Consider the following 19256-nt stretch of genomic DNA (forward strand, 5'->3'; position numbering starts at 1 on the left):
AATCTCATGGTGTTGGAATTCGAAATGCCATCTTATATTTGTGGAGTTCTTGCAGAAACTTATGATGGTAGTTCTGATGAGATAAGACAAGGGGTACTCTCTTTTTTGGATGAGCGTTTCTTTGAAAACGTAGTTTGATTTGAGAACAGCTATTCTCAATGATCATCTTACTTTATAGAGTCATACCAAAACATCCATGTACATTTGTGGATGTTTTTTTATTTTATAGATAGAAAAAGAGAAGACCAAATGGTCTTCTCAACGGGGGAACGGAATAATTAGAAAGAATCAATCAAAGAGGGTTATTAGTCTTTGAAATTCTTTTGGAAGATGAGGAGAGACAAGATTGAAGTAATGGCTGCCAAGAAGAGGAAGGCAGTTGCTTCTTGTTCCCCAGTTGCAGGGAGTTCTTTTTCCTTTTCTTCTTTGACCGTAGCTGTAACAGGAGCTTTTTCATCTTTTGCTGATGAATTATCTGTTACGGCTGGAGTCGGTTTTTCAGTCTCTCTTGGTAGAACATACTCAGGAAGAGTCACAACTGGTGGCGCTTCTGTACCAACTGAGCTTTGTTTGCTACCTACCTCAATCACTCGATCTTGAGCTGGAGTTGCTTCTGTTTGGAGAACCTTGCGATTGTCACCGTCCACTTCAACATACTCAACTAAAAGACCGCCTTTTCCTTCTGATAGAACATGCTCTTTTCCTTTGTCTAATTGTGGGTTTTCGTGACGAATAGTCTTGAACGGTACGACCTTATTGACGATTTCCAAGCTTGGAAGTGTAAAGACAAGGTCTTTAACCCCTTCCTCAGGACTTGAAGACGTAATTGGTTTCTCAGGCTGAGCAGGTTTCTCAGGTTCAGCCGGCTTCTCCGGTTGCGCTGGTTTCTCAGGTTGAGCTGGAGTTTCCGGTTGAGCGGGATTTTCAGGCTCAGCAGGTTGTTCAGGTTGAGCTGGAGTTTCCGGTTGCGCCGGTTTTTCCGGTTGAGCTGGTTTCTCAGGTTGAGCAGGTTGTTCAGGTTGAACTGGAGTTTCAGGTTGCGCTGGTTTCTCAGGTTGCGCCGGTTTTTCCGGTTGAACTGGAGTTTCAGGTTGCGCTGGGGTTTCAGGTTGAGCTGGAGTTTCCGGTTGAGCGGGATTTTCAGGCCCAGCAGGTTGTTCAGGTTGAGCTGGAGTTTCCGGTTGCGCCGGTTTTTCCGGTTGAGTCGGTTTCTCAGGTTGAGCAGGTTTTTCCGGTTGCGCCGGTTTCTCAGGTTGAGCTGGAGTTTCCGGTTGAACTGGTTTCTCAGGTTGAGTCGGATTTTCAGTCTGAGCAGGCTTTTCAGGCTCAGCAGGTTTTTCCGGTTGAACTGGAGTTTCAGTCTGAGCAGGTTTTTCCGGTTGAGCAGGTTTTTCAGGCTGAACTGGTTTTTCAGGCTGAACTGGTTTTTCAGGTTCAGCAGGTTTCTCAGGCTGAGCTGGTTTTTCAGGTTGAACTGGAGTTTCTGGTTGAGCAGGCTTTTCAGGCTGAGTTGCTTCGAGCTTGCTGATTTGTTCGAGAGCAGTTTTTAGCGCTTGATTGACTGCTTCCTGAGTTTTAGCTTCTTGGATTGCAGCAATGGCTTGGTCAGCAATTTCTAATAATTTCTTCTTAGCTTCCTTGTTGGATCCAAGCTCAGCGACTTTTTTCTCGATAGCTTTTGTCAAGCTGTCCATAGCCTTATCATACTCAATTTCCGGTTGTTTTGGTTCAGCTGGTTGCTCAGGCTGATCAGGTTTCTCAGGTTCTTCTGGCTGTTCCGGTTGCTCTGGACTAGGCTCCTCTTGACCTCTTTGATAGTTCTCATCCTTGGATAGGATATCTTGTAGGGCACTGACCGTCAACATGACTTCTTGAACATCTACTGCATCAGCACTGAGTTGGTTTCTCAATTTTTCTAGATTTGCTTGGAAAGCTTGGCGCGCAGTAGCCGTATTTTTCAAGCCTGCTGGATCAAAGTTGGACAGATCATCCTTCCATTTAGAGATAGACTGGATGATATCTGCCTTGCTGTAGAGTTCACTGCCTTCGCCACGAGTGATAAATTGGTCTACCTGAATACCGATATTTCGAGACAAATCGTTTCGATCAGGATCTAGTTGAAGGGTGACTGCGTGCAAGTTTTCGTCCAGACCTTTTAGGCTGACCAGAGTTTGATTGCCTTGGCGTTGGGCTGCACGACCGCTAAAGTATTTCTTGCCATCAATAGTCGAAGCATTTCCCATGCCCTCTTGGTAAGGAACTTCTTTGCCATCTAGGAAGACTTTGTAGATACCATGATTTGGATCAACATAGCCCTTGATATCAAGTCCAGTACCGTAGAAGTAGGCTGTGACAGTTGTTTTTTTCTTTTGCTCATCAGTTAAGCGACCAAAGGAAGCCCAAGACTCCGTCTTTTGGTATTTATCTGCCGAATTGGTTTCATGGTGCCAGCCAGGACTGTAATCCAACTGACTAGCTTGGTCATCATAACTTGTTTGATCCTTGATCAGCAATTCAGCTTTCATCACTTGGATGGTTGCATCGGTAGCGAAACCGAGCAGGGCACCATCAGAAACAGAAGTGAGCTTGGCTTTAAAGTCAAAGATAGAGTCGGCTTGTTCTGTAAAGTCAATCGTTGGGATGGTAACAGTCTTTTCTGTTTCTCCCTCTTTAAAGGTCACATCTTGAGTTGTATCTTGGTAAACTTTACCGTGAACCCCAGTTCCAGGTTCTGTGATGAAGCGAACAGTAGCAGTTCCCTTGCTTCCACCAACACGTTTAATCTTAACAGTGACTGGTTTTCCTTTTTCGACTTCGTAGTTGGTAGATTCGAGTTCAAACATTCCCTTGCTATCATTGTTTAGGGTGTAGATCCCTTCTGTAGCAATTGGTTCGCCTGTTTTGTTTACAAGGGTAATAGTGTGTTGACCAGGTGCTAAATCGCCTGTCTCAAAGACTTTTTGGCTGCGTTTACGGCTGCTGTTCTTAGTTTGCACATCCGCAACTTTTTGACCATCAACGTAGACGGACATTTCTCCATGACCTGGGTCGACTGTAGAGACGACATAAGCCTTGGTTCCTGTGAAGGTATAGCTGACTTTGGCATCTTTTTGATTGGTCCACATAGAAGTGCCACGAACGCCTTCAGATTCATTGTACCAAGTTGTACCGGCTGTATCTGCTGTTGTATTTGAGTGGTATTCAAGTCCAAGAGGGTAGCCGTCTGTCTTTTCAATACTACTTGGCGTTTTGTAGACTGAGAAGTTGGTCAAGATTGGTGTAGCTTGTGCTCCTGTGATGGTCACACGAATTTTTTGTGCCTCTACAGGTTTACCTTGAATCAAGCGACGGTAACCAACAGTTGAACCTTCCCCGTAAGTCACCCAACGTCCGTTGATTTCAACTTCAATCTTGAAACCAGAGATACGTTGACCTTTGGCAATGTCTTCCTTGAGTTCGACAACGTCAAAGCGTCTCTTTTGTCCTAAATCGACTGTGAAACTACCAGTTGTGGCATCATTTGAGAGCGCCCAGCTAGTATCATCTTTACCGTCTGTCAGGTGACTTTCCTTGTAAAGGTGGTTTTGACGAGTAGAACTTGCTGTTACAGTGGCACCTTTGGCAAAGTCAGTCGCATACATTTGGTCTAGGGTTGCTTTGAATTCCTTCAAGCGAGCCACATCCGCATCTGCGAATTTTCCTTCTTTGTTTGGTGGAATGTTGAGAAGGAGTGGGGTTCCACGACCAACAGACTTGAAGTAGATATCCATCAACTCTTTGAGTGATTTCGGCTGTTGATTGTCATGGTAGAACCAGCCCGAGCGGATCGAAACGTCGGCTTCCCCTACAGAGTACATATCACCGTCAGGGTCGCCATGGTTGAGGTATTCATTTTTTACATCATCTGTGATCTTAGCTCTCTTGACTTTATGCCAGACAGGGTCACCTGCGATACCACGTTCATTTCCGATCCAGCGAACGCTTGTCGGTTGAGCAGAGAAGATGGCGATATCTCCTTCAGCTTCTTTGATATATTTGAACCACTCATCAAAAGTATAGGTTACTTTTTGGGCACCGCTACCACGCGCACCGTCCATCCAAACCTCGATAAATTTCCCTTTATTTCCGTATTTCGGATTGCCAAGGATTTCTTTCAGTTGGTTGAGATAATATTGGTTGTATTCTTTTTCGGTTGCGACATGGTATTTTGGATGGTTGGCATCCCATGGTGATAGGTAAACACCCATGTTCATGTCGTACTTGCTAGCAGACTTGGAAACTTCTTCGAGAAGGTCACCCTTTCCATCTTTCCATGGACTAGCAGCTACGGTATGATTCGTATACTTAGAAGGGTAAGCAACGAAACCGTCGTGGTGTTTAACTACCATAATGGTCCGTTTGAAGCCCGTTTCCTTCAGAGTACGGATCCACTGGTCAGTATCCAAGTTAGTTGGATTGAAGTATCGAGGGTCTTCTTTCCCATTTCCCCATTCAGAATTGGTATAAGTGTTCATTCCGTAGTGGATGAAGGCTGCCAATTCTTCCTTGTGGTAATCGAGTTGGGCCTTGCTTGGAAGAGGTCCATGATTGCCAATCTCAGTTTCTTTATCTTCTGGATGAGAAACTGGAGGAGCCGGAGTTGTTGGATTGGCTGTATCAGCGATTGGCTCGTATTCAAAGACGACCTCATTCACCCCTTTTTGCTGGATTCTTGCTTCCAAGCTAGCCTTAACTGGACGGTAGCCAGCAATGTCTTTTGCATGGAAGGTGTTGACAAAGGAAACATCATACTCTTGGCCTTCATTGTTATCAACTGTCGCCTCAGCTAGTTCAGTACTTGTTCCTTTTTGACGGTAGTAAACTTTGAAAGAGCCTTTGTTGACTTTATAGACCACTTTGATGACACGTGTACCGGCAGGCGCTTTGCTGACAACATTGTGATCTTCATCCCAAGTATCTTTTAGTTGTTTATTGACCGCTACACCATCAATGGATACAATTTCGTATTTATCTTTATTCTTCTGATAGAAGTCCGTTTTCTCGATTTCTTTTTTGAAATTGTAGTCAAATGGAGAATCAACAGCTGTCTGTTCGATGAAGGTATCATTATCTTTGACAGGATTTCCTTCTTCGTCTTCGTGTTGAATAACAACACGACCGTATTCAACTCCCTTGGTCAAGGTAGCAATCCCATCTTGGTTGAAGGAATATTCGTTGCTTCCGATAACAGCAGTTTCATTCCGAAGCATACGTCCTTCATCGGTAAAGTAGTAACGATTTCCGTTATCACCTTGGTACCAGCCTTTCACGCCATGTTTGGCAATCATGTCCTTCACCCATTTCAGCTGTTCAGGTGAAAGGACGAGTCCGCCACCAAAGCGATCTTTTTCAGGAACACCATTGTCAACGGTTCCGTGTTGGTGAACACCGAGAACTTTTCCTTGGCTATCTACAATCCCACCACCAGACAAACCAGATACAGAAGTGGTTTGGTAGGTGATACCGGTCGTTCCCTTATCATCATAGGACTCAACAGATCGAATAGTCCCATCTGCCTTGTAAAGCTGACCAGCTAGGATAGGTTGTTTCAACTCTTTTGAGCTCGAGTCTGTTGGGTAGCCAATCGTACTAATAGCTTCTCCCGGCTGATGCGTCTTGTGCTCCGCTAAAGGTGCAAAGGTTGCTGCTTTGTTTGGACTAGCAATCGGAAGAGGAATAGGAGCTTCTACAAGAGCAAGGTCGTTCTTATAGCCTTTTCCAAACTCCTTCTTGTTCCAGAAATGGATGTCCTTTTCTCTAAATAGAACCGTAGTTCCAGAAGATGGCAGTGAGTTTTTCTTTTCGCTGTTTGAACCAACGTTATAGTAGAACTGGGCAGATTTTCCACCACGAATGTGACCTTCGCCAGTTTCTTTATTGGCCTCTAGGAAGTTATGAGCAACGGTAAGAATCAAATTAGGTGCTACAAAGATACCAGATCCTGAAACGAGGTAGCGTTGCTCTCCTGCATTGTAAGTGCTGTAAACCATAGTGGCAGCAGTTGCAGGTTGCCCCTCGTAGTTAATGTGTTTGAGGTCTTGTCCACCGTTAATGATAGCACGGTTTTCGTTTTCAGCTTCTTTTGGCGCTTCTTCCTTGTCCTTTAGAATGCTCTTAGTTTCTACTTTTGGACTAGCTTTCTGGTCAACGATAGTAGTCGTATCGAGTTCTTTGACAGGTGTGTCGGGATAGGCACGGTCCTGAATGTCTTCAGGGAGCAAGTCAGCACTGTTGGTATCGGCAGCAGGTGTTTCTTGCTTTTCAGCTTCTACACGGCCTTCTTCTTTGACTGGTTCAGCCTTGGTCTCTTCTATATCTGCTACTTGTTTAATTTGCTGATCTAAATTGGATGTCGTGGTAGGAGACGTTTCGTCTGCACGCACAGTTCCAGAAGCAAAAAATGCCAGTCCGACGATAACAGAGGCCACACCTACAGTCAACTTCCGAATGCTAAATGTTTGCCCTTTTTCAAAAAGGTATCGATTCATAATATACTCCTAGTTTTTAGAAAGGCAGTCAGCTACTGCCCGAGCCCAAGTCTGACTTGGTTACAACTTGATTTAAGGAAAACAACTCTCTGATAATTTGTAAGCCACCTTACCTCCTTTGTATAAAGCGCTTTCATTTTAAGATAAAAAAATTTAATAGGCCATTTCTCCCTTAAAATGACTAAAAGTTTTTAATATAACAAATATACTAAATTAATGAAAGAATTGCAATAGCAAAAAGCAAAAAAATAAATATAAATTAAAGAAAATCAGTTACTTTTTAAAGAAAAAACGCATCCTTTCAGGACTCAAACTAAATGAAAGGATGCGTTTTAAAAAGAAATCAGAGTAATTTTTGAATAAACTCTTGGATGGTTTGGGGGTCTGTTTTGGAAGAGAAGCGCTCAAGGACTTGCCCATCTCGGCCAATGAGAAACTTAGCAAAATTCCATTCGATTCGTTTTCCTAGAGGACCAGATTTCTGGTCTTTTAGCCAAACATAAAGAGGATCTGCTTCCTTGCCGTTGACCTTGATCTTGGCAAAGCGAGGGAAAGTTGTCTGATAGTGTAGGCTACAGAAGCTATTGATTTCTTCTGCGCTGCCGGGTGCTTGTCCCATGAACTGATTGCAAGGGAAATCTAGGATTTCAAAGCCCTGATCTTGATAGCGTTCATAGAGTTCTTGGAGCCCTTGGTACTGGGGCGTTAAACCACATCCAGTAGCAGTGTTGACAATCAAAAGAACTTTGCCACGATAGCTTTTAAGTGATGTTTCTTGATCATCTTGGTTCAAGACTGAGAAATCGTATAATGAGGTCATTGATTTATTTTCTCCTTAGGATTGCGATTGTTAGGAGTTTTTTCCTCCTGTAGTGATAGAAATGCATTAACCATAGTTCCAAAGATAGCAGCAATACTCAAACCAAATACCAGTAAAGGGATGAGGATATCTGTTTGAAAAAGTTTTTCTAAAAAAATAGAAAGAGGAATTTGTTGGACATAGAGTTTATGGAAACATAGCAAAGTAAATAAACCAATTAGAATACCGAAAAATACACCCCAACTACGAAGGTTGATTTGACTTTTGCTGTAGCTTTTGTGATGGATTTCGGACGGGTCATCCTTGTCCAAATGTAAGTCGCGAACTGCTAGTCTCGCCCTAGATGAGAGGACGAAGATAAGTCCAAAATAGAGGTAGGGCATGGCATCTCGCACCAACTCTATGAAGCGTCCAAATAGGAGATAGAACAGGAAGAGTAGGAGAGAGGAGTAAACGATTTGGATCAAGGCACGGGCACCTGCCCTGTAGATTATCTCTTGGCGGCATTCATCAAAGGGGCCTTGTATGTGAAAGAATAGTTTGAGTAAGCGAGTGGTGAAATCTTCTTTTTTCATGGGAGTAATCTCCTAAATGAGCGATTTTTGATTGACTTCTTTAAAGAGTTGATAGAGAGTATAGAAGTAAACCAAACTAAAAATGATACAGATTATTAGAAATACCAGGTATCTCCAATCCCTAGGATTTGTTAAAAGTTGTGGAAAGGATACGAGGGTAAAACAGAGAGATGCGTTTAGAAGACGTATTTTTTTTGATTGGATTTTTTGGAATCTCTGTCCCTTGTTCAATACAGGAAGGAATAAAAGAAAGATAATCAAGAAAGGATGCTCAATATGTCCAGAAAGTAGGAAAAAGGTAATAAAGATACTGATAAAAACATGAATGATCAGTAGTCTAGCTAGTGATTTCATAAGGTACCTCCTAGTCGTCTTCTTGGTCTTTTTTGGCCTTTTGAATGCGAAGAGAGACGATAATTTGCATCATCAGTCCAAAAAAGAACGCTCCCAGTATAGTTTTTAAAATATGTTTTGAATTCAGAAGAGAACTGATGAAATTTGGATTTTCACTGGTTAGGGTATCGATGAGTGGCATTATAAAAAATATCGCTATGCCGTAGATCAGACCGGCTTTTAGACCCGGAAAATGTAGCTGTTTACTTTCTTTTTGACTCAGCATTTCGGGATCAATAGCTGTGATGCCCGTTTTCTTGGTTTGAGAGACTACATAGAGGGCAGCCATCATCGAAATGCCAAACACCACGAGAGGATAGCCGATAGCGACAATTTGCGGGTATTTATAGGCAAGAACGAGCGGGATAAGATTGCCAAATGTCATCAGATAAAAGAGGACAATAAAGACCTGATTCCCGATACGATCGGCCTCGCGCCGTTTGTGTTCGTCAAGGGGACCAGAAATACCGTATATGCGTTTGATGAGTTTTTCAGTGAGAGTTTCTTTTTTCATTTGTTTGCTCCTTTTTTAAAAATCGTCTTCCCAAAAGAGGCTATTGAGGTCAGTTTGGAGGCTGCGGGCGAGATTGAGACAGAGTTCCAGGGTTGGATTGTACTTGTCGTTTTCAATCATGTTGATGGTCTGTCTCGAGACACCGATATCCTTGGCGAGCTCGAGCTGGGAAATGCCCAGTTCCTTACGGAATTCTTTGACACGATTCATAGGGGCTCCTTTCTGATATGTCGCATATATTTGACTATAGTATATTCTTTTGGAGATGGGATGTCAAGTATATATGACATTTTTTGGGGGAATTTTTTTCGAAGAAACTTAGCCTTGTCTGACAAGTGCAAGCTGGTCAGATTTGTGGTAAAATAGATAAGATATGACAAAAGAATTTCATCATGTAACGGTCTTGCTTCATGAAACGATTGATATGCTTGACGTAAAACCTGACGGTATCTACGTTGATGCGACTTTGGGTGGAGCAGGACATAGTGAATATTTATTAAGTAAATTGAGCGAAAAAGGGCATCTCTATGCCTTTGACCAGGACCAGAATGCTATTGACAATGCGCACAAACGGTTGGCACCCTATATCGAAAAGGGGATGGTAACCTTTATCAAGGATAACTTCCGTCATTTGCAGGCACGTTTGCAGGAGGCTGGTGTCCAGGAAATTGATGGAATTTGTTATGACTTGGGAGTGTCCAGTCCTCAGCTAGATCAGCGTGAACGTGGCTTTTCTTATAAAAAGGATGCGCCACTGGATATGCGGATGAATCAGGAAGCTAGTCTGACGGCTTATGAGGTGGTCAATCATTATGACTATCATGACTTAGTTCGGATCTTTTTCAAGTATGGTGAGGATAAATTTTCTAAACAGATTGCCCGTAAGATTGAGCAAGCGCGTGAGGTGAAACCCATTGAGACGACGACGGAGTTGGCAGAGATTATCAAGTCAGCAAAGCCCGCCAAGGAGCTCAAGAAAAAGGGGCACCCTGCCAAGCAGATTTTCCAGGCTATCCGAATCGAAGTCAATGATGAGCTGGGTGCGGCAGATGAATCCATCCAGCAGGCCATGGACATGTTGGCTCTGGATGGTAGAATCTCGGTCATTACCTTTCATTCGCTGGAAGATCGCTTGACCAAGCAGTTGTTTAAGGAAGCTTCTACAGTGGAAGTTCCAAAAGGCTTGCCCTTCATTCCAGATGATCTTAAGCCCAAGATGGAATTGGTATCCCGTAAGCCGATCTTGCCAAGTGCCGAAGAGCTAGTAGCCAACAACCGTTCGCATTCAGCCAAGTTGCGCGTGGCTAGAAAAATTCACAAGTAAGAGGAAAAACATGGCAGAAAGAATCGAAAAAACAAGCCAGTTATTGCAAACGAAGTTTAAGGGTTTTTCACGTGTGGAAAAGGCCTTCTATGTTTCGATTGCTGCAACAATGATTATCCTGGCAATTAGCGTTGTGTTTATGCAGACCAAGCTACTACAAGTTCAGAATGAATTAACCAAGGTCAATGCTCAAATCGAAGAAAAGAAAACCGAGCTAGATGATGCCAAGCAAGAGGTCAATGAATTGATTCGTTCAGAACGTTTGAAAGAAATTGCAAACTCTAAGGATTTGCAGCTGAATAACGAAAATATCCGAGCAACGGAGTAAGAAATGAAACAGTGGAAAGAAAAAATCATCCGTTATGCCGTTCGTAATCGCAAATCTCCAGAAGAAAACCGTCGAAGAGTAGGAAAAAGCCTGAGTTTATTGGCTGTCATACTCTTCGCTGTCTTTTTGGTCAACTTTGCGGTCATTATCGGAACGGGTAAAAAATTTGGTAAGGACTTGGTTCAAGAAGCCAAAAAGGTTCACCAAACAACCAAGACGATTCCAGCCAAGCGGGGGACCATTTATGATCGAAATGGGACACCTATTGCAGAGGATGCGACATCTTATAATATCTATGCTATTATTGACAAGACCTACAAGTCAGCAACAGGCAAAATTCTCTATGTAGAGGATTCTCAATTTAATAAGGTAGCTGAAATTTTCCATAAGTATCTGGATATGGAGGAGTCCTATGTCAAAGAACAGCTTTCTCAGCCAGATCTAAAACAGGTATCCTTTGGTACCAAGGGAAATGGGATTACCTATGCCAATATGATGGCCATTAAAAACGACCTCAGAACTGCTGGTGTCGAGGGGGTTGACTTTACAACCAGCCCTAATCGTAGTTATCCCAATGGACAGTTTGCTTCTTCCTTTATCGGTTTAGCACAACTCCATGAAAATGAGGATGGCACCAAGAGCTTGATTGGGACATCTGGATTGGAGAGTTCTTTAAATAGCATTCTGGCAGGTACAGATGGGATTATCACTTATGAGAAGGATCGTCTGGGAAACATCGTTCCGGGTACCGATCAAGCTTCCCAACAAACAGTAGATGGAAAGGATGTGTACACAACCCTTTCTAGTCCCTTGCAATCCTTTATGGAAACCCAGATGGATGCCTTTCAGGAAAAGGTAAAAGGCAAGTATATGACGGCTACCTTGGTCAGCGCTAAGACAGGGGAAATCCTGGCTACAACCCAACGGCCGACCTTCAATGCTGATACCAAGGATGGCATCACAAAAGACTTTGTCTGGCGTGATATCCTCTATCAAAGTAACTATGAGCCAGGATCAACTATGAAGGTGATGATGTTGGCCTCAGCTATTGATAACAATACCTTCCCTGGTGGCGAGTACTTTAACAGTAGTGAATTGAAAATAGCTGATGCGACTATTCGAGACTGGGACGTCAATGAAGGATTGACTAGTGGTGGCACCATGACCTTCTCTCAAGGATTTGCCCACTCAAGTAATATCGGGATGACCTTGCTTGAGCAAAAGATGGGAGATGCAACCTGGTTGGACTACCTTAACCGCTTTAAGTTTGGAGTACCGACCCGTTTTGGTCTGACAGATGAGTACACAGGTCAATTACCTGCTGATAACATTGTCAATATTGCCATGAGTGCATTTGGACAAGGGATCTCTGTCACCCAGACCCAGATGCTTCGTGCTTTTACAGCTATTGCCAACGATGGGGTTATGTTGGAGCCGAAATTTATCAGTGCCCTCTATGATCCAAATGACCAGTCTGTCCGTAAGTCTCAAAAGGAAATTGTCGGAAATCCTGTGTCAAAAGCAGCAGCGTCCTCTACTCGGGAGCACATGGTCATGGTCGGAACAGATCCTGTCTACGGTACCATGTACAACCACAGCATAGGAAAGCCGAATGTCAATGTTCCAGGTCAGAATGTCGCCCTGAAATCAGGGACTGCTCAGATTGCCGATGAGAAGAATGGGGGTTACCTGACAGGTGAAACCAACTATATCTTCTCTGTTGTGTCGATGCATCCTGCAGAAAATCCTGACTTTATCCTCTATGTGACGGTGCAACAGCCAGTGCATTATTCGGGTGTTCAGCTGGGAGAGTTTGCCAACCCGATCCTTGAGCGAGCTTCTGCCATGAAAGAATCCCTCAATCTTCAGTCAACTGCCAAGAGCTTAGATCAGGTCAGCAAGACGACAAGCTATGCGATGCCAGCTACCAAGGACCTTACTCCGGGTGACCTAGCAGAGGAATTGCGTCGTAACCTTGTCCAACCAATCGTTATCGGAACAGGAACCAAGATCAAGGAGCTCTCGGTTTCTGAAGGAGATAATTTGGAAGCTAATCAGCAGATCTTGATCCTATCTGATAAGGTCGAAGAAATGCCTGATATGTATGGCTGGACAGATGAAAATGTGCAAACATTTGCCAAATGGCTAAATATAGAAGTCGAGTGGGAAGGTAGTGGCAAAACGGTCAAGAAACAAAGTGTCCGTGCCAATACTGCTCTCAAAGACCTTAAAAAAATGAAAATAACTTTAGGAGATTAACATGATTAGTTCCATTAGTGCTGGAGTTCTAGCCTTTCTATTGACCTTGATAGGTATTCCAGCCTTTATCCGATTTTATCGAAAAGCACAGATTACAGGACAGCAGATGCACGAGGATGTCAAGCAACACCAAGCTAAAGCTGGGACTCCAACCATGGGAGGTCTTGTCTTCCTGATCGTTGCAGTAGTAGTGAGCTTCCTTGTCGCTCTCTTTACCCAACAATTGACTAACAATGTAGGCATGATTTTGTTTATCTTGGTTTTGTATGGTTTGGTAGGTTTTTTGGATGATTTCCTCAAAATTTTCCGTAAGATTAACGAAGGATTGAATCCTAAGCAAAAGCTTGCTCTCCAGTTGCTTGGAGGAGTGATTTTCTACCTCTTTTATGAGCGTGGTGGTGACATGCTTTCAGTTTTTGGCTACCAAGTTCATCTGGGAATTTTCTATATCTTCTTTGCCCTTTTCTGGCTAGTTGGCTTTTCAAATGCGGTGAACCTGACGGACGGGATCGACGGCTTGGCTAGTATCTCAGTAGTGATTAGCTTATCGGCCTATGGTGTGATTGCTTATATGCAAAATCAACTGGATATTCTTCTTGTGATTCTTGCCATGATTGGTGGTTTGCTTGGTTTCTTCGTCTTTAACCACAAGCCTGCCAAGGTCTTCATGGGAGATGTGGGAAGTTTGGCTCTTGGTGGGATGCTGGCAGCTATTTCTATGGCGCTCCACCAAGAATGGACCCTTTTGCTGATTGGGATTATCTATGTTTTTGAGACAAGCTCTGTTATGATGCAGGTTACCTACTTCAAATTTAGTGGTGGAAAGCGTATTTTCCGTATGACACCTGTGCATCATCATTTTGAGCTTGGAGGATTCTCAGGCAAGGGCAATCCTTGGAGCGAGTGGAAGGTTGACTTTTTCTTCTGGTCAGTTGGGCTTCTAGCAAGTCTCTTGACCTTAGCCTTTTTATACCTACTGTAAAACTAACTTTTGATGACAAAATAAAACAGGATGAAGATGATCTTCATCCTGTTTTTGTGTGCTTAAAGGTTAGTTGGAGTCATCCTTTCTTCCTTTTAACATAAAAGTGGCTGTAAGGGCTAGGCTGAGGCCTGCTAAGAAGAGGAGTGGGTTGGACGCTTCTCCTGTCGCTGGAAGTTCTTCTTTAGGAGAATGATATCCAGTTTTAGCAAGGCTCGGACTAGCTGAAAGTTGTTCAGCCTCGTGTGCTGAGGTTTCTACATCTGAACCACTTGGTTTTTCCTCTGTGTTAGAGCTTGTTCCAGCAGCTTGATAGACGACAGCATAGGTACTGAAATGATTAGTGATGAATTCTACTTTTCCGTCTCGAACGGTGAAATCAAGGACTTGCAACTCCTTGGTCGGAGTGATGTAGTAGACCTTTTCTACGTTAGCTGAAATAGGCAAGCGAACCAAGACAGAGCCTTTTGGCTGCAAGCTATGATCGGTTGGATTTTTAAGCTGTAGGTCGTAAGCATCATAGGTCTTGCCAAAGAGTTCTTGAGCTAGGACACGTCGGCTAGAGACGTGAGAAATTCCTTCTAAGTCGCTGGCTCCACCGATGATTTCCACTCCAGTCGCCTTATTTTTCAAGACTCGAACTGGATAATCAGGAAGGCTAAGGGTCGGAGCAGCCTGATCTCCGCTAGTTCCGATAGGGTCAGTGTACTCAGGTTTTTCAACAGTAGGGGCTTCCTCTTGCCCCGCTGTTCCGATAGGTTCGGTGTATTCAGGCTTTTCTACTGTAGGTGGTTCTTCTTGCCCTGCGGTTCCGATAGGCTCGGTGTATTCAGGCTTTTCTACTGTAGGAGCTTCCTCTTGCCCTATAGTTCCGATAGGCTCGGTGTATTCAGGAATTGTCACTGTAGGCGGTTCCTCTTGCCCTATAGTTCCGATAGGATCGGTGTATTCCGGAATTTCAACTGTAGGAGCTTCTTCTTGTCCCACAGTTCCGATAGAGTCAGTGTATTCAGGAATTGTCACTGTAGGCGGTTCCTCTTGCCCTGCAGTTCCGATAGGATCAGTATATTCCGGAATTTCAACAGTAGGAGCTGGTTCGTCCCCCTTGCTTGTAGTTGGTTGCTTCTCATCAACTTTCTTTTCATCCTTTTTAGTAAAGACAGCTACGACAGGACTGCTTGTGGTAGTTCCTTGAATGGTATAAGCTTCAATGGCATTTCCAGCTTTGCGATTGGTTTCTTCAGGGATCGGGATTTGAACTTGATTGTCTTGGACTGATAGGATAGTCTGATCTCCACTTGTAACCAGATGTGTTTCGTCCACTTTGCGCAATACTAGAGGATCTTTGACACCTGGGAAGGTCACTGCGATGGCTTCCCAGTTTCCAGATGGTAGGGTTAAGGAAATTTCTTTGTCATTTTCCTTAAGAGGCGCGATACTTGGACTATCTAAACCAACAGCTGGAGTCTTGATGATATCAAAGGAGTCAAGAGAAATTTTCTTGCGGCCTTCTGGCGAATCTGGGTCAACTTGTAATGTCAGGGTGTGCGGACCGTCAGTAAGGTTTGTAAATTCACCAATAAAGGCCCTCTTTTCAGTTGCACCTGAAGTGTAGAAGTCTAGACTTGAAATTTCTTTGCCATCTAGTGTAACACGTGCTCGTCCAAGAGCGAGGCTCTTCAAACCAAAGATACGAATACCTGTCCCTGTAAAGGAAATGGTTGCCTGAGCTTCTGAAGTTGCACTAGGGTCGCTGTTGTTGATGTCAGCGTATTTTTCCGTACCTCCGTAGAGTTCGGGATCAGACCAGTCCTTAAACTGGGAGCCATACTGGATGCGCGAATCACGATCGTCCATTTTTTCAATCGTGTTGCCTGTTCCTGCTAGGATCTTGAAGTAGTCTAATGAAATTTTCGAGCGCTCACTACCACGTCCTTTGTGCTCACGTTTAACACGAAGAGTCAATGTGTGAGGTCCGTCAGACAATCCTGTGAAGCGACCGATGAGACTGCCTTTTTCAGTTGCCCCAGCAGTATGGAAGTCAAGCTCGCCGACTTCTTTGCCATCAATTTTAGCAGTGGCAAGACCTAGTTCAGACGATTTCAGTCCATAGATTTCGATACCAACGCCAGTGAAAGGAATGGTGGCAGTGAGGTCTTCGTCTGTGTAGTCTCCTTTTGAAAGGTCAGCAAATTTCTCTGTTCCTCCAAATAATTCTGAGTCTGCCCAGTTTCCAAAGGCAGCTCCGTACTGGATACGGCCGTCTCGATCATCCATCAATTCACTAGGGGTTTCTACAGTTGCTTGTTCAGAAACTTGTGTGGAAACTTCGCCCAGCATAGCCTTGACGGTATAGGTGTAGGCATGTTGAGGATCTAGTGATCGGTCAATAAAGTGGGTTTGATTGGTTACAAATTCTCTGGTCGCAGAAGTTTGGCCAGACGCGTCTTTCACTTGTCTTTGGATGACATAGTGGGTAGCGCCTTCTACTTGGTTAAAGGTGAGTTCGGCAGTGACTCCATTTTGTCGAACGGCTGTCAGACTGGTTATGCGACCAGGGAAATGTTCAAAGGTAATGACATCACCTTTTTGTGTTGCTAGTTGGATGCGGCCATCTTTGAGGGTAGTTGCCTTGACTGCTTTGCCATTGACCTTAACCTGACTGGCTTCGATGTTTGGATAGTCTACAACCAAGTCTCCACCGACATTTGAAAGGAAGGATAAGCTTTGCAGGTTTTTATCTTTCCACTTCATGCTAACTTCAAAGTTTCCTCGAGCAACCAAGCCAGAAACTTGACCGTCTTTCCAAGCATCTGGAAGGGCTGGCAATGGAGCAATATAACCAGTATGAGATTGGAGGAGCATTTCTGCCATCCCACTAGTTGCTCCAAAGTTTCCGTCGATTTGGAAAGGCGCGTGCGTATCCCAAAGATTTTCTAGGGTTGAGTATTTGAGCTGTTCAGCGAGTAAGCGATGGGCACGGTTGCCGTCCAGCAGACGAGCCCAGAGGTTGATTTTATTGGCCTTAGACCAACCAGTACCACCATCTCCACGGTGGTTGAGGGTAGCACGCGCAGCTTCTAGGTATTCAGCCTGGTCCTTGCTAAAGAGCGTACCTGGGAAGAGACCAACTAGATGGGAAACGTGACGGTGGTTGTTTTCAATCCCTTCATTGGTGAATTGCGGACTGTCCTCCTCGTACCATTCCTTGATGCGTCCCTCTTTGTTGATGTGAAGTGGTTTGAGTTTGTCAAATTTAGCCTTGACCTCTGTGACTAAGTCTTTGTCGACATTCAGATGGTTGGCGACTTCCATGTAGTCGTGGAATAATTGCCAGACTAGCGATTGGTCAAAGGTATTTCCGATGGTAATGGTACCGTGTTCTGGTGAGTAGGATGGAGAAGATACCCAACGGTCACTGGCCTTGTCATAGTGCAAGAAGGAATTCCAGAACTTAGCGGTTTCCTTCAACATTGGATAAATCTTTTCTTTGAGATAAGTCTCATCCTTGGTGAACTTGTAGTAATCATAGACGTTTTGCATCATCCAAGCGTTAGCAGCTGGAGACCAACCCCAATAGTAATTCCAGCCTGGAGTAGTCCAGCCAAATGGTGTCGCCTGGGTGTGGACAAGCCAACCATTTTCTTGACCGTCTTTGGATTCGATGCCAGCGTATTCCTTGGCAGCGATACGGCCATAATAGCGCATGTCGTCAATGTAATTAATCATTGGCTTGGCTGTTTCAGCAAGGTTGCTCATGTAGGCGGGCCAATAGTTCATTTGCAAATTGACATTGAGGTGGTAGTCAGCGTTCCAAGGTGGATTGTCTACAGCATTCCAGACTCCTTGTAGGTTTGCAGGAAGGGCATCTGTCCGATCACGAGAAGAACTGATGAGTAAATAACGTCCGTATTGGAAGAAGAGTTCTTCCAATTTTTGCCCTTTTTCTGGGTTATAGCTTTGAAGGGCCTCTTTTGTCGTTTGAGCAGTCTTGCTTCCACCTAGGTTTAGTTTGACGCGGTTAAAGAGACTTTGATAATCCTTGATATGGGCCTTTTTAAGTGTCTCGTAGTCTTTGGCCTTAGCTGCTTCGACAATCCCTTTAACTGTTTTTTCGAGGTCAATGTCTTTTCGATAGTTGGTTTTTGGATTTTGAGCAAAGTTAGTCTTGGCACTGAGATAGAGGGTCGCATAACTTGCGCCTGTAACGGTTAGAGTTTCGTCCTGAACAGTCACCTTTCCGTCCGTTTTAATTCCTAGGTAGGATGCAAATTTGAGGCCGTTATCTTTGACAGTTCCCTTTAGAAGGATTCCGTTTGCATCTGTAGTGACATGACCGTTCTTATAGTTGGAATATTCCCAAGAGTAGTTCCCATTAGCAAGCAAGTCCTCTGTCAAGCTGTTCCAAAGGGTAAAGTCAAGTGTCTTATTTCCTTTTTTGGTCAAGTGGGTCACGGTGACATCATCAGGATAGCTGGAGAAGGTTTCACGTTTAAAGGTTGTCCCATCTTGGGTGTAAGAAGTTGTCGTAGTGGCTTCTGTGATGTCCAAACCACGATGATAATCTGTTACAGTATCCAGCTCTTTTTTCTGGTTATTGAAGACCATGAAGATATCACCAAAGGCTAGGTAACGTCCATACTGGGCGTTGTTTGGTCCAACTAGATTTTGTTCAGCTAGCTGTTTTGCTTTTTGGCGGTCACCAGCTTCGAGGGCTTTACGTATCTCTGCCAAGACCTTGTAGCGGTTCTTATAGTTTCCTCCGTTATAGTCGGTGCTATCGGGTTTAGGGCCTCCTGACCAGAGGGTCTTTTCGTTGTACTGGATTCTCTCTTCGCCAATTAGACCAAAGACCTTGGCTCCCATCTCTCCATTTCCAACAGGAAGGACTTGTTTTTCCCATCCATCATAGGAGGGAGCTGTTGGTTGATCGTAGTTGAGTTGATAGTTTTCTTGCTTTGTCACCGGCTGATCTGCTTTTTCAGGTTCCTTATTTTCTTTAGCTTCTACAATGGCTTCTTCACTAGCTTGACTATTTGTCTTTGGAGTCTCCACAGCTGGCTTGCTTTCGGAAACTACTGGACTTTCTGCTAGAGACGGATTTGTAGTTTCAGTAGCTTCAACTGCTTTGGTTTCGCTATCAGGCTTAGTGATAGCTTCGACAGAGGTTGGTTCAGTTTGCTTGACCTCAACACTGTCTGCGGCTACAGTGTGGTTGACTAGAAAAATAGCCCCCAGCAAAACAGAAGCAGTCCCAACCGTTAGTTTGCGGATGCTATAGCGACAGGATTTCTCCCAAAAGTGTTTTTTCATAAAACCCTCCTTTGTGCATTCGAAACCGCTTACATTTTATAAAGCAGTTTCGTTTAATTTGTTTCTATTTATCTCCTTACCTCCCATTCTAATGGTCGTTTAGCATTTGTCAATAGCTTTTTAGCAAGAGTCATATTTGTTGTTGTTTTTTCTTAAAATAGTAGAATAAGTGGCAAGCAGTCCCTCTTTTCCAACTATTAACTCCTTTATTTACTACTAAA

Annotated in this window: 12 protein-coding genes; 5 read left to right on the forward strand and 7 right to left on the reverse strand. The window is 43.9% G+C overall.

Features of this window, described 5'->3' with window-relative positions; genetic code table 11:
- Positions 1-24: 24 nt before the first annotated feature.
- Complete coding sequence (locus B7725_RS03240) at positions 25-138, forward strand: ADP-ribosylation/crystallin J1 (protein WP_239823767.1); 114 nt, start codon at positions 25-27, stop codon at positions 136-138.
- 167 nt (positions 139-305) lie between these two features.
- On the opposite strand, the gene B7725_RS03245 is transcribed toward B7725_RS03240, so the two are convergent.
- The 6 genes from B7725_RS03245 to B7725_RS03270 form a co-directional block, all read right to left on the reverse strand.
- Positions 306-6527 carry an alpha-L-fucosidase gene (locus B7725_RS03245; protein ID WP_084874539.1) on the reverse strand — a complete coding sequence of 2074 codons (6222 nt, stop codon included), beginning with the start codon at positions 6525-6527 and terminating at the stop codon, positions 306-308.
- 343 nt (positions 6528-6870) lie between these two features.
- Complete coding sequence (locus B7725_RS03250) at positions 6871-7347, reverse strand: glutathione peroxidase (protein ID WP_084874540.1); 477 nt, start codon at positions 7345-7347, stop codon at positions 6871-6873.
- Entirely contained in the window at positions 7344-7922 is a 579-nt protein-coding gene (locus tag B7725_RS03255; RefSeq protein ID WP_045593512.1) for a DUF3278 domain-containing protein, read from the reverse strand. Before B7725_RS03255 ends, B7725_RS03250 begins: the two co-directional genes overlap by 4 nt.
- Positions 7923-7934: 12 nt before the next feature.
- Positions 7935-8276 (reverse strand): hypothetical protein, encoded by a 342-nt coding sequence (locus B7725_RS09980; protein WP_084874542.1) that lies wholly within the window; start codon positions 8274-8276, stop codon positions 7935-7937.
- 10 nt (positions 8277-8286) lie between these two features.
- Positions 8287-8829, reverse strand: a complete 543-nt coding sequence (locus B7725_RS03265) for a DUF3278 domain-containing protein (protein ID WP_084874544.1) — start codon at positions 8827-8829, stop codon at positions 8287-8289.
- A 15-nt stretch (positions 8830-8844) separates the two neighbouring features.
- Positions 8845-9039, reverse strand: a complete 195-nt coding sequence (locus B7725_RS03270) for a helix-turn-helix transcriptional regulator (RefSeq protein WP_001082470.1) — start codon at positions 9037-9039, stop codon at positions 8845-8847.
- A gap of 163 nt (positions 9040-9202) precedes the next feature.
- Here B7725_RS03270 and rsmH point away from each other — a divergent pair, with 163 nt between their 5' ends.
- The 4 genes from rsmH to mraY are packed head-to-tail and all read left to right on the forward strand — an operon-like array spanning position 9203 to position 13722.
- On the forward strand, positions 9203-10153 hold the full coding sequence (gene rsmH, locus B7725_RS03275) for a 16S rRNA (cytosine(1402)-N(4))-methyltransferase RsmH (RefSeq protein ID WP_084874545.1): 951 nt from the start codon (positions 9203-9205) through the stop codon (positions 10151-10153).
- Between the two features lie 10 nt (positions 10154-10163).
- Positions 10164-10481, forward strand: a complete 318-nt coding sequence (gene ftsL / locus B7725_RS03280) for a cell division protein FtsL (protein WP_061587541.1) — start codon at positions 10164-10166, stop codon at positions 10479-10481.
- A gap of 3 nt (positions 10482-10484) precedes the next feature.
- A complete protein-coding gene (gene pbp2x / locus B7725_RS03285; protein ID WP_084874547.1) occupies positions 10485-12740 on the forward strand; it encodes a penicillin-binding protein PBP2X in 2256 nt (751 codons plus the stop codon).
- A 1-nt stretch (position 12741) separates the two neighbouring features.
- On the forward strand, positions 12742-13722 hold the full coding sequence (gene mraY, locus B7725_RS03290; protein ID WP_084874548.1) for a phospho-N-acetylmuramoyl-pentapeptide-transferase: 981 nt from the start codon (positions 12742-12744) through the stop codon (positions 13720-13722).
- A 69-nt stretch (positions 13723-13791) separates the two neighbouring features.
- On the opposite strand, the gene B7725_RS03295 is transcribed toward mraY, so the two are convergent.
- On the reverse strand, positions 13792-19035 hold the full coding sequence (locus tag B7725_RS03295; RefSeq protein ID WP_084874550.1) for an SIALI-17 repeat-containing surface protein: 5244 nt from the start codon (positions 19033-19035) through the stop codon (positions 13792-13794).
- Positions 19036-19256: the final 221 nt, after the last annotated feature.

This window comes from Streptococcus oralis subsp. tigurinus, from assembly GCF_002096275.1.
In the GTDB taxonomy this organism is placed as follows: domain Bacteria; phylum Bacillota; class Bacilli; order Lactobacillales; family Streptococcaceae; genus Streptococcus; species Streptococcus oralis_CN.

Bases quoted from the DNA above. Each gene is read 5' to 3' on its own strand.
- ftsL (WP_061587541.1), top strand. From the start codon at position 10,164: ATGGCAGAAAGAATCGAAAAAACAAGCCAGTTATTGCAAACGAAGTTT.
- B7725_RS03295 (WP_084874550.1), bottom strand. From the start codon at position 19,035: ATGAAAAAACACTTTTGGGAGAAATCCTGTCGCTATAGCATCCGCAAA.
- B7725_RS03265 (WP_084874544.1), bottom strand. From the start codon at position 8,829: ATGAAAAAAGAAACTCTCACTGAAAAACTCATCAAACGCATATACGGT.
- B7725_RS09980 (WP_084874542.1), bottom strand. From the start codon at position 8,276: ATGAAATCACTAGCTAGACTACTGATCATTCATGTTTTTATCAGTATC.
- B7725_RS03240 (WP_239823767.1), top strand. From the start codon at position 25: ATGCCATCTTATATTTGTGGAGTTCTTGCAGAAACTTATGATGGTAGT.
- B7725_RS03255 (WP_045593512.1), bottom strand. From the start codon at position 7,922: ATGAAAAAAGAAGATTTCACCACTCGCTTACTCAAACTATTCTTTCAC.
- B7725_RS03245 (WP_084874539.1), bottom strand. From the start codon at position 6,527: ATGAATCGATACCTTTTTGAAAAAGGGCAAACATTTAGCATTCGGAAG.
- B7725_RS03270 (WP_001082470.1), bottom strand. From the start codon at position 9,039: ATGAATCGTGTCAAAGAATTCCGTAAGGAACTGGGCATTTCCCAGCTC.
- pbp2x (WP_084874547.1), top strand. From the start codon at position 10,485: ATGAAACAGTGGAAAGAAAAAATCATCCGTTATGCCGTTCGTAATCGC.
- mraY (WP_084874548.1), top strand. From the start codon at position 12,742: ATGATTAGTTCCATTAGTGCTGGAGTTCTAGCCTTTCTATTGACCTTG.
- rsmH (WP_084874545.1), top strand. From the start codon at position 9,203: ATGACAAAAGAATTTCATCATGTAACGGTCTTGCTTCATGAAACGATT.
- B7725_RS03250 (WP_084874540.1), bottom strand. From the start codon at position 7,347: ATGACCTCATTATACGATTTCTCAGTCTTGAACCAAGATGATCAAGAA.